13 protein-coding genes are annotated in these 12,376 nt (G+C 45.4%); 10 read left to right on the top strand and 3 right to left on the bottom strand.

From position 1 onward, the window contains the following. Window position 1: 1 nt before the first annotated feature. Together K5L93_RS08230 and ubiA are read left to right on the top strand one after the other, a co-directional pair. Entirely contained in the window at window positions 2-565 is a 564-nt protein-coding gene (locus K5L93_RS08230) for a chorismate--pyruvate lyase family protein (protein WP_220719264.1), read from the top strand. Then, window positions 552-1,427 carry a 4-hydroxybenzoate octaprenyltransferase gene (gene ubiA, locus K5L93_RS08225; RefSeq protein WP_220721479.1) on the top strand — a complete coding sequence of 292 codons (876 nt, stop codon included), beginning with the start codon at window positions 552-554 and terminating at the stop codon, window positions 1,425-1,427. The genes K5L93_RS08230 and ubiA overlap by 14 nt, the downstream gene beginning before the upstream one ends. Here the strand turns inward: ubiA and plsB are convergent. Beyond that, a complete protein-coding gene (plsB, locus tag K5L93_RS08220) occupies window positions 1,424-3,817 on the bottom strand; it encodes a glycerol-3-phosphate 1-O-acyltransferase PlsB (RefSeq protein ID WP_220719263.1) in 2,394 nt (797 codons plus the stop codon). The genes ubiA and plsB overlap by 4 nt on opposite strands. Window positions 3,818-4,060: 243 nt before the next feature. Here plsB and K5L93_RS08215 point away from each other — a divergent pair, with 243 nt between their 5' ends. Then, window positions 4,061-4,744, top strand: coding sequence for a zinc metalloprotease (locus K5L93_RS08215; RefSeq protein ID WP_220719262.1), 684 nt, complete (start codon window positions 4,061-4,063; stop codon window positions 4,742-4,744). 30 nt (window positions 4,745-4,774) lie between these two features. On the opposite strand, the gene K5L93_RS08210 is transcribed toward K5L93_RS08215, so the two are convergent. Beyond that, a complete protein-coding gene (locus K5L93_RS08210) occupies window positions 4,775-5,653 on the bottom strand; it encodes an NAD(P)-dependent oxidoreductase (protein WP_220719261.1) in 879 nt (292 codons plus the stop codon). Window positions 5,654-5,851: 198 nt separating this feature from the next. On the opposite strand from K5L93_RS08210, the gene lexA reads away from it, so the two are divergent. The 5 genes from lexA to K5L93_RS08185 all read left to right on the top strand — a co-directional run bounded on the left by lexA (window position 5,852) and on the right by K5L93_RS08185 (window position 10,939). Then, the gene (lexA, locus tag K5L93_RS08205) at window positions 5,852-6,499 is read left to right on the top strand and encodes a transcriptional repressor LexA (RefSeq protein ID WP_220719260.1); all 648 of its coding nucleotides are present in this window, start codon (window positions 5,852-5,854) and stop codon (window positions 6,497-6,499) included. 290 nt (window positions 6,500-6,789) lie between these two features. Next, a complete protein-coding gene (gene coxB / locus K5L93_RS08200; protein ID WP_040306634.1) occupies window positions 6,790-7,896 on the top strand; it encodes a cytochrome c oxidase subunit II in 1,107 nt (368 codons plus the stop codon). Window positions 7,897-7,907: 11 nt separating this feature from the next. Then, window positions 7,908-9,500 (top strand): cytochrome c oxidase subunit I, encoded by a 1,593-nt coding sequence (gene ctaD / locus K5L93_RS08195; protein WP_016399731.1) that lies wholly within the window; start codon window positions 7,908-7,910, stop codon window positions 9,498-9,500. Window position 9,501: 1 nt separating this feature from the next. Continuing rightward, window positions 9,502-10,080 (top strand): cytochrome c oxidase assembly protein, encoded by a 579-nt coding sequence (locus K5L93_RS08190; RefSeq protein WP_220719259.1) that lies wholly within the window; start codon window positions 9,502-9,504, stop codon window positions 10,078-10,080. Continuing rightward, window positions 10,064-10,939, top strand: a complete 876-nt coding sequence (locus K5L93_RS08185) for a cytochrome c oxidase subunit 3 (RefSeq protein ID WP_152783580.1) — start codon at window positions 10,064-10,066, stop codon at window positions 10,937-10,939. Before K5L93_RS08190 ends, K5L93_RS08185 begins: the two co-directional genes overlap by 17 nt. Here the strand turns inward: K5L93_RS08185 and K5L93_RS08180 are convergent. Then, window positions 10,936-11,139, bottom strand: coding sequence for a DUF2909 family protein (locus K5L93_RS08180; protein ID WP_016399728.1), 204 nt, complete (start codon window positions 11,137-11,139; stop codon window positions 10,936-10,938). The two genes, K5L93_RS08185 and K5L93_RS08180, sit on opposite strands and share 4 nt — an antisense overlap. Here K5L93_RS08180 and K5L93_RS08175 point away from each other — a divergent pair. Together K5L93_RS08175 and K5L93_RS08170 are read left to right on the top strand one after the other, a co-directional pair. After that, window positions 11,132-11,860, top strand: a complete 729-nt coding sequence (locus K5L93_RS08175) for an SURF1 family protein (RefSeq protein ID WP_220719258.1) — start codon at window positions 11,132-11,134, stop codon at window positions 11,858-11,860. The genes K5L93_RS08180 and K5L93_RS08175 overlap by 8 nt on opposite strands. Beyond that, window positions 11,857-12,360 carry a redox-active disulfide-containing membrane protein gene (locus K5L93_RS08170; RefSeq protein WP_220719257.1) on the top strand — a complete coding sequence of 168 codons (504 nt, stop codon included), beginning with the start codon at window positions 11,857-11,859 and terminating at the stop codon, window positions 12,358-12,360. The genes K5L93_RS08175 and K5L93_RS08170 overlap by 4 nt, the downstream gene beginning before the upstream one ends. Window positions 12,361-12,376: the final 16 nt, after the last annotated feature.

Genomic DNA, 12,376 nt, shown 5'->3' with positions numbered 1-12,376 from the left:
CGTGAAACCAAAACAAGTGCAGCCTTGCGGGGCCGATGGTAAGTGGCTGTTGCCACAGCAAATAACGATACCTGCGCCATTGTTGCGCGATTGGCTAGAATACCCTGGCTCGTTAACTGCGCGCTTACGTCAACATTGCCAGCAATTCTCAATTCGAGTGTTGTTTGAGGACTACGCCGAGATAGCTAACCATGAGTTAGCCACTTTGGCTTGTGCTGGCCCCTATTGGGTGCGTGAAGTACTGTTATGCTGCGATGGTGAACCTTGGGTATTTGCCCGTAGTGTGATCCCTAAAAGCTCTTTAGAAGGCGATGCTGCTGAGGTGAGTCGCCTCGCTACTAAGCCGCTCGGTGAGTTATTGTTTACTGACAAAGGGCTACGCCAAACCATAGAGTTGGCTAAGATTGCTCAAGACTCTGCTATTTATCAGCATGCTGCAGTTTCACAGCCCTTATGGGGGCGGCGTTCTCGTTTTTTGTTGGCCTCTGCGCCTTTGTTGGTATCAGAGATTTTTTTGCCATCTTGTATCGCCTATCAAGGAGAAAGCGGTGTTGCAGCTAGCTAACGTAAAACCTTACTGGCAATTAATGCGAGCAGATAAACCTATTGGCACTTTGTTACTGTTATGGCCGGCGCTTTGGGCACTTTGGTTAGCTGCCGAAGGATTACCCGATCTTTCTATTTTACTAGTATTTGTACTAGGCGTATTTTTTATGCGCTCAGCTGGCTGTGTGATTAATGATTTTGCTGATCGCAAGGTGGATGCTCATGTAAAACGCACCGCTCAGCGCCCCTTAGCGACTGGGGTGGTGAGCACGCGTGAGGCACTTACTTTATTTGCGGTATTGGTTAGTGTTTCGTTTTTGCTGGTATTAAGCCAAAACACCCTCACGATTTTGTTGTCCTTTGCTGCCCTTGGTTTGGCGGCAATTTACCCTTTTATGAAACGCTATACTCACTTACCGCAGCTGTTTTTGGGAATGGCGTTTAGTTGGTGTATTCCTATGGCTTACGCTGCGCAAACCAACACAGTGCCTGCCGAGGCGTGGTTGCTATTAGTGGCTAATGTATGTTGGACAGTGGCCTACGACACCAAGTATGCAATGGTTGATCGTGATGACGACTTAAAAGTGGGCATTAAATCTACGGCGATATTGTTTGGCCGCTTCGACAAGTTGGTGGTGGCACTCTTGCAAGTCGCTAGTTTAACCTGTTTGGCGATAATCGGAGATATTAAGCAACTAGGTTTGCCCTTTGATCTTGGCCTATTAGCAGCAGCAGTGTTGTTCGTCTACCAACAAAAGTTGATTCGTTATCGCGAACGAGAAGCGTGTTTCCAAGCTTTTTTAAACAATAACTACGTGGGCTTGGCGGTATTTGTAGGTATAGCCAGCCATTATGCATGGCTGGCTATTAGTAAGGCTTAAGTGTCTAGATCTAATAATTCACTGATCGATTGGTATACCCCATCGGCCAGCAATGGCGAGAGTTGCTTAAACAAATCCTCAGCAGATTGGCTGTCGTTTATGCCTTGCTCACGCATTAGCGAGAGCAAGTTGGTGGTAATGCGCTTGTCGTAATATTCCGGCGCGTCGATATTGTGCAATTGCGCTAAACGTTGTGCGCCGGCCAATGCTTGTTGTTCTAACTCTGCACGCTCTAAGTGAGGGCGCTTGGCTAACAACGCCGCAACAATGGCGTAGCGGTGCAAACTTTCTTGAGCCACTTGAGCTAGCAGCAACAAACGCCCGCGACGTTGGCTGTCAATGTTAAAGCAATCGCCTTGATCACTAATTAGTTTTAGCGCGGCAAATTCTTCTAAGTAGCGCTCCGCCAGATCGCTCATATCACTGACTTGATAACGCAGGAATAATTCACCTTTTAACAAAGGATAAAGCTGCTCAAGTAAGGTGACTAATTGGCTACGGCACAGGCTACGATGTTGCAATAACGCGGTAGCGATAAAGGCTGGAATAATCAGTAAGTGGATAATGTTATTGCGATAAAAGTTAAGCAGTACCTGCTGTTTTTCATCTAGACCAATAATTTCGCCTAGGTAGTCGCTGCGAATTTCAAACTTGTCGAGGCTAATAGCCTGATCCAACAGTGTTTCTGCATCTACTTCCGGTAGCGTTACATGATCACTATAAGGCACGTTTTCGATTAACGATGTGTATAAACTTATCTGCTTAACCAGCTGTTTACGGGGTAAGGCTCGGTTCTCGGCGGCCAATAAAATAGTAGCACTTAAACACAAACCATTCACCGCAGCAGCGCTGTTAATATTCATCATTAATTGCTTGGATATATCGTTAACCGCTGGCACTAGCCAGCTAGGTTTCAAACCTTGTTCTGGATGTTCTCGCCACTCTGGCGCTAGTTTGTTTAAGCTTTGGTTTACGTTAATCGGCTCGCCAAAGTTTACGTAGCCGTGGCCAAAGTTGCGTAATTTACGCAGCATGCCAAACAGTGAAAATAACGACTCTTTATCTTTAGATTTGCCTTTTAGCTCTTTGTAGTAAGTGCCCACTTCCATTACGTGTTCGTAACCAAAGTAGACCGGAACAATCGTTACCGGACGCTCTAAGCCTTTTAGCATGGCTTGAACGGTCATGGCTAACATGCCGGTTTTAGGTGGCAATAAACGCCCTGTGCGGCTGCGGCCCCCCTCGGTAAAGTACTCTACCGAGTAACCTCGGCTAAACAATTGCCCCAAGTATTCTCTAAATACCGTGGAGTAGAGTTTATTGCCTTTAAAGCTGCGGCGAATGAAAAATGCACCAGAGCGGCGGAAAAATGGACCTGCCGGCCAGAAATTTAAATTAACCCCAGCTGCAATGTGCGGTGGTACCATGCCTTGATGGTACAGAACATAAGACAGCAGTAGGTAGTCCATGTGGCTACGGTGACAGGGTGCGTAGACAATTTCATGGCCTTCTTGAGCAAGTTGGCGAACCTTCTCTGCGTGGTTTACTTCAATACCGGAATAGATTTTGTTCCACACCCAACTCAGCACTGCATCAGCCATGCGTAAGTTACGGTACGAGAAGTCAGCGGCAATTTCTTCTAAGTACTTCAATGCCGCTTGGCGTGCAGCGGCATTGCTTATGTTCTTGGCCTTTGCCTCTTCATTAATCGCTTCGCGAATGGTTGCCGAAGCCAGTAGTTGCTCAAACATGTGCCGACGATTCGGTAACTTGGGGCCGGTGGCGATCATTTGCATGCGGCTAAAGTGTATTCGAGCAACACGCGCCAGTTTATGGCCAATACGTTTGTCTGAGCCTTGGCGTTGTGCCATGTCTTTAAGTGATACCGGCGGGCTGAAACGGACCAAGTTTTCGCGGCCTTTAAAGATAACCTGCCAGGTTTTCTTTAACACCCCAGCAGGGCGTTCTGGCTTGCCGCCCATTAAGTCATCCACACTCTCGCGCCCGGGGTAACGATCCCAAAACAACTTAACTGGCACCAGCTGTGCGTTGTGGCTTTCGTCGCTGCGGTGAATGGCCAAGGCAGAGGTAAATTGCTCAATGGTTTGCTCTAGGGTCTCGCCGTTGCCATCAACTAAAAATGCCACTCGTTTATGTGCTTCGCCAGCAAACATTACCGGTTCGAAGGGATCGGGTAAGCCAAGTTCTTTACAGGCTAATTGTAGAGTTAAAACATCGGCCAAAGAATTGCTCGGAATAACGTAAATAATCGGCTGAGATAAATCTAAATTGAACTCAGTGATGGGGTTGTCTGGGACAAATTTTCCGCGCGTAAAAAAGCCAATTATTGCTCGCAAAACGGCTAATACTGGAGAGGGTAAATGTAACATCTCAAGAGCTTATAGTGGTGAATGAATACAGTGCATAGGGTAGCAGACTTATCTAAATTTGGCTTTGATTTGATGCAATATCTCAAATAATTCAGCACTTATATAAAGAACTAAATTGAGGCTCAATAGTTACTCTGGGTAGATTAAACTTGCTGCAAAAATTCGTTTATTTAGTCGTGGATGCTATTGTTAATAATATGTTACTTGAGGTTTCATTAGGCTTACCATGCTAAGGAATGTGTTATGACTCTGACCACAAAAAACTCATTATTCGCCCTATTGCTATTTATTTCATCAATGGCTCAGGCGGCCTTTATTACCACCAATGAAGCTGCATTGGATGAAATATATTCGCAAGCTAGCTTTGGCCAAAACATCATCGATATTCGTATTGGCACTGCCAGCGAGTTGGTGTTTCCGGAGCTGCTTGATATAACCACTAGCGCAGAAGTCACCCAGCTATTCAATCAGCACGTTGGTCCAGCCAATGTAGTTAACTTCTATTTCATCGATACCATTAGTGCCTGTGGCAGCTTTGTTCTTACTGGTATTGTTGGTTGTGGTGAGTATTTTGGTAACGACTTTGTGGTTGAGTCTTCCTATGCTGCAGGGTCTTTTGGTGGAGAGCTATTAGCACATGAACTCGGTCATAACTTAGGTTTGCCGCATAAGGATGGTGCGTTTTTGATGAACCCATCTTTGAACAATCAAACCCTGATTACGCCTGATGAAGTCACGCGTATTTTTAACAGCCCCTTGGTGCAAGGTGATGAAGATTACTATTGGATAGACATTAATCCAGTGCTGATTGTGGCAGAGGCTACCAGAGTTAGTGAGCCGCTATCGGCAGGTTTGTTTGCCAGTATTCTGTTGATGCTAGCATGGAGAAATGCTGGCTTTAAAACAAACAAGGGTGTAACAGTTTGACTGTTACACCCTTGTCACGAGGAGCTCGAGTTACTTTTCTAGTTTAAGAAAGTAATCGAAAATCTCTGGTACATTGCCGTTGCCTAGGCCTGCATCTAATGCAGCGGCTAAGTTTGCAGAAGAACCTTCAGCAATTTTAGATTCTGTGCCTAAGTCTTTTACCATTTCTAAGAAGTAGCCAAGGTCTTTGTTTGCGTTAGCAATAGAGAAACCTAAGTCACTTACACCATCTACTGCGTAGTTTTTACAAAACTGCATGAACGGTGAGTTAGAAGGACCTGCTGACATAATGTCGAATAACTGTTGGCGGTTTACACCAGCGCGATCGGCTACAGCAAATGCTTGCGACATAGCAACAACAGTAGTCATACCCATAAAGTTATTTACTAACTTAGTAGTGTGACCAGCGCCAAGAGCACCTAGGTGGAATACATTTTCACCTTGCTCGTCTAATACCGGTTTAACTTTGTTAAAGGTATCGATATCGCCAGCTGCCATAATGTTTAGCAAGCCATCTTTAGCGTGAGCAGGAGTACGACCTAATGGTGCGTCAATCATGCCGGCACCTTTAGCAGCTAAGTCTTCACCAATCTTACGGGTAGAGGCTGGAATAGAGGTTCCAAAGTCTACTAATACTGCGCCTTCTTTAATGCCGGCTAAAATCCCGTCGTCAGCGTAGATAAGTTTTTCAACTACTGCAGAAGTGGTTAAACAAAGCATTACAATGTCACTAGCTTCTGCTAGTTCTTTTGCTGAGCTTGCTTCTTTAGCACCACGAGCAACACACGTTGCAACAGCCTCTTTATTTAAGTCCATTACATTTAGTTGGTAACCGCGCTTTTGCAGGTTTTCAACCATGTTGCCGCCCATAAGACCAAGGCCGATGAAACCGATGACAGGCTTTGTCATATTCAACTCCAGTAAATCATATTGTATTATTAATTAGCCTAAGCATATACCTCAGTCACTTTTTAAGCAATTGGCTAGTGGCTTTTATTTGTCTTAAAGTATTAATAATTTGATTTTGATCGTGCTAACGATAAATCCTTGCTTCATTGCTCATGCTGTATATACTAACAGTGTGCTGTATAAACTTACAGGTAGACTATGAAGCCCTTAACACCCCGTCAAACAGAAGTATTTGAATTAATTCGTCGTCATATTTCCGAAACGGGTATGCCGCCAACCCGTGCAGAGATCGCTAAAGAATTAGGCTTTCGCTCCGCTAATGCGGCGGAGGAGCACCTACGAGCTCTTGCTAAGAAAGGGGCTATTGAGATGATCCCTGGTGCTTCGCGTGGTATTCGCATTAGTGAAGAGTATTTGCCAGCCAGCGCTAATGAGTCAGTAGCCGAAGACTTAGAACCCGGTTTACCTTTAATTGGCCAAGTGGCTGCAGGCGAGCCTATTTTGGCGCAGGAGCATGTAGAGTCACACTATGCGGTAGATGCTAACTTGTTTAATCCTCATGCTGATTATTTACTGCGGGTGCAGGGAATGAGTATGAAAGACATCGGTATTATGGATGGTGACCTGTTAGCAGTGCATAAAACCAATGATGTTCATAATGGGCAAGTGGTGGTGGCACGTTTAGAAGACGATGTTACGGTTAAGCGTTTTGAGCGCGACGGTAAAATGGTTTACTTGCACCCAGAGAATGAAGAGCTCTCAACTATTGAAGTTGATTTAGAGTATCAAAGCATCGAAATCGAAGGCTTGGCGGTAGGTATTATTCGCACTGCCGATTGGATGTAAGCCTTACATAGCAATAAGTTCCGCCCTTTTTAAGCCCAAATCAGCCCGATTTGGGCTTTTGTCGTTAGCATCACATCTTTTGTGTTTATCTATAAAAATTTCAACAATATATTTACATTTCTTTAACTTAGGGGTTAATTTATAAGCAGTAGCTTGTATTTAGCTGTTGCTGTCTACTACTTTTTGGGGGGAGATTTCCCTTTTTCTGCAGCTACTTTCCTAGTTTGGAAAGTTGTTGTCGTTGGCTACTAGCAAAGGAGAGCGCTGTGGGCCGATGGATTCAGCTAATAATGCTGACATTCTTTTCGTCGCAAGTATTTGCGCAAGAAATGTCATTCAACTTACGTCCGGGTGTTACCGCCATTAGTGAGCAGGTTTATGGCCTGCACATGACAATTTTTTATATTTGTTGTGCTATTGGGGTGCTGGTGTTTGGCGCCATGTTCTGGGCTATTTTTCATCATCGCAAGTCTAAAGGGGCCAAGCCGGCTCAATTTCATGAAAGTACCAAAGTAGAAATTATTTGGACCATCGTTCCTTTCATTATTTTGATTGGCATGGCGATTCCTGCCACTAAAACTCTTTTGGCCATGGAAGATCCTTCCGATGCCGATATCACCATTCAAGTAACAGGGTCCCAGTGGAAGTGGCATTACAAATACTTTGACCGTGAACTGGAATTCTATAGCGTGCTGGCTTCTGATATGGATGAAGTTAACGGCAAGCTGGAAAAACGCAAAAACTACTTGCTTGAAGTAGACCGACCGCTGGTATTGCCCATCGATAAAAAAGTACGCTTTTTGATGACTTCGGAAGATGTTATCCACTCTTGGTGGGTACCCGATTTTGCAGTTAAAAAAGACGCCAACCCAGGCTTTATTAATGAAGCTTGGACCATCATTGATAAACCCGGCATATACCGCGGCCAGTGTGCAGAGTTGTGTGGTAAGGACCACGGCTTTATGCCGATTGTGGTTATTGCTAAAACGCAGGCCGATTACGATGTTTGGTTAGCCGAAGAAGAAGCCGCTTATCAAGCCAAACAGGCCCAAGAGTTAGAGCTGGTTGCTATGACTATGGAGCAAGACGAACTGATGTCGCTGGGCAAAAAAGTCTACGACAAAAGCTGTGCGGCTTGCCACCAAGTTAACGGTGAAGGCTTACCAGGTGTGTTCCCTGGCTTGAAAGACAGCCCAATCGCTATTGGTGATGTGGGCAAACATATTGAAGTAGTTGTGAATGGTGTACCGGGCACTGCGATGCAAGCCTTTGGTAAACAGCTAGGTTTAAAAGAGCTGGCTGCCGTAATTACTTACGAGCGTAACGCTTGGGGTAATGATACCGGTGATTTAGTGCAGGCCAAGGATGTTGTGGCCGTGCAAAACGCAGCGCAGTAGGGAGAGAGATAATGAGCACGATTAGTGACGTTCATGCTGACCATGATGAGCACCATCACGGTGCCCCGCGCGGTTTAATGCGTTGGGTATTAACCACTAACCATAAAGACATTGGTTCAATGTATTTGTGGTTTAGTTTTGCCATGTTTATTACCGGTGGCGCAATGGCGATGGTGATCCGCGCCGAGCTGTTCCAACCAGGTTTACAATTAGTTGAACCTAACTTTTTCAATCAAATGACCACCATGCACGGCTTAATCATGGTGTTTGGTGCAGTAATGCCGGCCTTTACCGGTTTGGCTAATTGGCTGATTCCGATGATGATTGGCGCGCCAGATATGGCCTTGCCACGCATGAATAACTGGAGCTTTTGGATTTTACCTTTTGCTTTCACCATGCTGTTAGCCTCGCTGTTTATGGAAGGTGGTGGCCCTAACTTTGGCTGGACTTTCTACGCACCGCTCTCTACTAACTACAGCCCTGATAGTACTGCCTTGTTTGTATTCTCGGTGCATATTATGGGGATTAGTTCGATTATGGGGGCGATCAATGTGATTGTGACCATTATGAACTTACGTGCACCCGGCATGACTTACATGAAGCTGCCGCTATTTGTGTGGACTTGGTTTATCACTGCATTTTTGTTGATTGCTGTGATGCCGGTATTAGCGGGTGCAGTGACCATGGTGCTTACCGATAAGTATTTTGGCACGTCATTTTTTGATGCCGCCGGTGGGGGAGACCCTGTACTGTTCCAGCACATATTTTGGTTTTTTGGCCACCCCGAAGTTTACATTATGATTTTGCCGTCATTCGGCATTATCTCGGCGATTGTTCCTGCCTTCTCTCGTAAAAGATTGTTTGGTTATGCCTCGATGGTTTACGCCACTGCATCTATTGCTGGTTTAAGCTTCATTGTGTGGGCGCACCATATGTTTACTACTGGTATGCCTGTTGCGGCTGAGTTGTTCTTCATGTTTTGCACCATGCTGATCTCGGTGCCTACTGGGGTGAAGGTATTTAACTGGGTGGCCACTATGTGGCGCGGCTCAATGACCTTTGAAACGCCGATGTTATTTGCACTGGCCTTTATTGTGCTGTTCACCATTGGTGGTTTCTCGGGATTAATGCTGGCGATTACGCCAGTAGATTTCCAATATCACGACACTTATTTTGTGGTGGCGCACTTCCATTATGTACTGGTAACAGGCGCAGTATTCTCGATTATGGCTGCTGCTTATTATTGGCTACCTAAGTGGACCGGTAATATGTACGACGAAGGCCTGGGCCGGCTACATTTCTGGTGTTCGCTTATCTCGGTAAATGTGTTGTTCTTCCCTATGCACTTCTTAGGCTTAGGTGGCATGCCACGGCGTATTCCAGACTATGCGCTGCAGTTTGCCGATGTTAACGCCATAGTGAGTATTGGTGGTTTTGCCTTTGGTTTGTCGCAGTTCATCTTCTTGTACATGGTGATTAAATGTATTCGTAGTGGTGAACCTGCTCCGGCTAAACCTTGGGAAGGCGCAGAGGGCTTAGAATGGGATGCATTGCCATCGCCAGCGCCTTACCACAGTTTCTCTACTCCGCCGGAGATTAAATAATATGCTTGGCCATGGCCGTTTAGTCACAAAGCTGCTGCTTGTAGTAGTGGCTATGTTCGGCTTTGGTTACGCCTTGGTGCCGCTGTATGACGTATTTTGTCAGGTTACCGGCATTAACGGCAAAACTGCTACAGAAGCCAGCGAACTAAGCCTTGTTACTGACCAACAGCGCACCGTAACCGTGGAGTTTATTAGCTATGTGCCGCAAGGGCTTAATTGGAAGTTTGGCCCTAAGGTTAACCAAGTAAAAGTCCATCCAGGTGAGACGCTACAGGTTGATTTTAGTGCTAGTAACCTTACTCCCAAACGTGGCACGGTGCAGGCGGTTCCTTCGGTTAGCCCTGGTTTGGCGGCCAATCATCTGAAAAAAGTCAGCTGTTTTTGTTTTGAGCAGCAAACCCTAGCTCCGGGTCAACAACAAGACATGCCATTGTTCTTCTACGTAGATCCTGAGTTACCTAAAGACATAAATACCTTAACTTTGGCTTACACCTTATTTGCCGTAGAGGGCGAGCCGATTGAATCTGAAACTGCACAACTAAGTGCCGATGGAGAGGTGAGCAATGACGCAGCCTTATGAGAAGTATTACGTTCCTGCGCAAAGTATATGGCCAATTGTTGGCGCGGTGGGTTTATTCCTAATCGCCATGGGCGCAGGTTTTTCTGTTCAACAAATGGGCAGTGAGCAAAGCTACGGCCTTTGGATATTGTCATGTGGCTTTGTGGTAATTGTTACCATGATGTTTGGTTGGTTTGGCAATGTTATCCAAGAGAGCATGGATGGCTTATATAGTGCCCAAATGGACCGCTCTTTTCGCCAAGGCATGAGTTGGTTCATTTTCTCTGAGGTAATGTTCTTTGGTGCATTTTTCGGAGCGTTATTCTACGCCAGAATGATTGCTGTGCCTTGGTTGGGCGGTGCTGGTAATAATGAAATGACTGGCGCGGTGTTATGGCCAGAGTTTACTGCCATGTGGCCACTAGTTGAAACGCCCGGCGGTACAACAACCCAAGCGATGGGCTGGTTCGGCTTGCCATTGTTGAATACCGTAATACTGGTGATTTCGTCAGTAACTTTGCACTTTGCTCATGTGAGTTTAGAGAAAGATAAACGTGGGCCACTTAAAATGTGGTTAGCCATTACCTTGGTGCTAGGTTTTGCTTTCTTGTTTTTCCAAATTGAAGAATACATTCATGCATATCAGGAATTAGGCTTGCGCCTTGATTCAGGTATTTATGGCAATACCTTTTTCTTACTCACTGGTTTTCACGGCTTACACGTTACGTTAGGCGCCATCATGCTTACGGTGATGTTTTTGCGGGTACTAAAAGGCCACTTTACCGGTAAGAGTCACTTTGCATTTATGGCATCGAGTTGGTATTGGCACTTTGTAGATGTGGTGTGGTTGTGTCTGTTTATTTTTGTCTATGTGCTTTAGTAAGGGCGTGGGTTGGGCTGAATAATGCCCAACGCCATGGCGAGTAAAACTAATAGGATAACCAATACGCTAAAGATTAAGCGTTTTCCCAAATAATGGGTCATTGGTTTTTCTCCGCCCTTTAGCATTACCCGTAAAGCAAACAGCATGTTCACCACCACAAACAGGATTAACGCGGTAATTAGCAGTTTTATGACCATAACTAAGCTCTCTCAACAGGCTGATAAAAAAACAGTTTCTTACCGCTTGATACTGTTTGTTGTGCTTATGGTTGCGCTGATAGGGCTAATGGTCAAGCTTTCCTTGTGGCAATGGCAACGCAGTGAACAAAAACAGCAGTTATTAGACCAATACCAGCAGCAATCAATTATCGAAACCAGTTTAGAACAGGCCCTTGCTTCGGGTGTGCAGCCGTTTCAATTAGTTACGCTAAGTGACATTGCAAGCACGGATAAGTTTTTGTGGTTAGACAATAAAGTAAATGAAGGAGTAGTGGGGTACGACGCCTATACCTTAGCTGATACCCCGCAAGGCAATGTATTAGTGCGTCTTGCTTGGCAGGCCGCTGGAGCAGATAGGCGTTTGTTACCAGATGCCATAACTGCTCAAGAGCTGCCTTTGCGCTATCGATTAAGAGAAATTAGCTTGCCAGTGGTACTTAATCAGCAGCACTGGTTAGAAGAGCTGCCGCAGGGACTGCGGGTTCAGCAAATCAATATTGCGGCTTTGTCCGATTATTGGAATCTTGAATTATTGCCTTTTGTGCTAGATAGCCAAGTTGAGCATAGTTCTGAACAGCTAGTGTCAATATCGCCGCAAAAGCACCAAGGTTATGCGCTGCAATGGTTGTTAATGGCCTTAGTTGCCACTGGCTTAACCGTTTATTTTTGCGTGCAGAATGGAAACAAGGAAGGTTTATGAGAAGTCACCAAAAAACCATGTTGTTACTTGCTTCGGTATTTTTAGTGCCGCTTATTTTGGCTTGGGTGGTACTTAAAATGGGCTGGTATGAACCGGGTGCACTTAGTCATGGGGAGTGGATGGAGCCGCCAAGACAGTTGGAAAACTATCCCATAGGTAAGTGGTCGATTGCTCAGGTTATTGATGGCGACTGCTCGCAAGCTTGTTTGCAACAGCTTAGCAAACTCAATAATGCTTGGTTAGCTTTGGGCATCGCCAAACAGCAAACTCAAAAAGTTGCGCTTACTTCCGGCGAACAGCTTAGTCAAATAAACGACGGCCTTGAGCAAATGAGGCTGGGACAAGCTAATCAACAACTGACCGATTACGATCAACAGTGGTTAGTGATAGACCCAACAGGTTGGGTGATATTGAGCTACCAACCCGCTCAAGGTGATGAGCAGATCAAAGGGCTAATCACCGATTTGAAGCGACTGATTAAAAACTCTCGGTTTCAATAGAGTCTAAGGACAGCGT

The sequence above is a fragment of the Agarivorans litoreus genome (genome assembly GCF_019649015.1).
GTDB classification, from domain to species: domain Bacteria; phylum Pseudomonadota; class Gammaproteobacteria; order Enterobacterales; family Celerinatantimonadaceae; genus Agarivorans; species Agarivorans litoreus.
Note: the sequence above shows the minus strand (reverse complement) of the source record. Positions and strands in the feature narration are given on the sequence as shown.

Coding starts and splice junctions, on each gene's coding strand:
- plsB (WP_220719263.1), bottom strand. CDS start 3,817: ATGTTACATTTACCCTCTCCAGTATTAGCCGTTTTGCGAGCAATAATT.
- K5L93_RS08215 (WP_220719262.1), top strand. CDS start 4,061: ATGACTCTGACCACAAAAAACTCATTATTCGCCCTATTGCTATTTATT.
- K5L93_RS08210 (WP_220719261.1), bottom strand. CDS start 5,653: ATGACAAAGCCTGTCATCGGTTTCATCGGCCTTGGTCTTATGGGCGGC.
- lexA (WP_220719260.1), top strand. CDS start 5,852: ATGAAGCCCTTAACACCCCGTCAAACAGAAGTATTTGAATTAATTCGT.
- coxB (WP_040306634.1), top strand. CDS start 6,790: ATGCTGACATTCTTTTCGTCGCAAGTATTTGCGCAAGAAATGTCATTC.
- ctaD (WP_016399731.1), top strand. CDS start 7,908: ATGAGCACGATTAGTGACGTTCATGCTGACCATGATGAGCACCATCAC.
- K5L93_RS08190 (WP_220719259.1), top strand. CDS start 9,502: ATGCTTGGCCATGGCCGTTTAGTCACAAAGCTGCTGCTTGTAGTAGTG.
- K5L93_RS08185 (WP_152783580.1), top strand. CDS start 10,064: ATGACGCAGCCTTATGAGAAGTATTACGTTCCTGCGCAAAGTATATGG.
- K5L93_RS08175 (WP_220719258.1), top strand. CDS start 11,132: ATGACCATAACTAAGCTCTCTCAACAGGCTGATAAAAAAACAGTTTCT.
- K5L93_RS08180 (WP_016399728.1), bottom strand. CDS start 11,139: ATGGTCATAAAACTGCTAATTACCGCGTTAATCCTGTTTGTGGTGGTG.
- K5L93_RS08170 (WP_220719257.1), top strand. CDS start 11,857: ATGAGAAGTCACCAAAAAACCATGTTGTTACTTGCTTCGGTATTTTTA.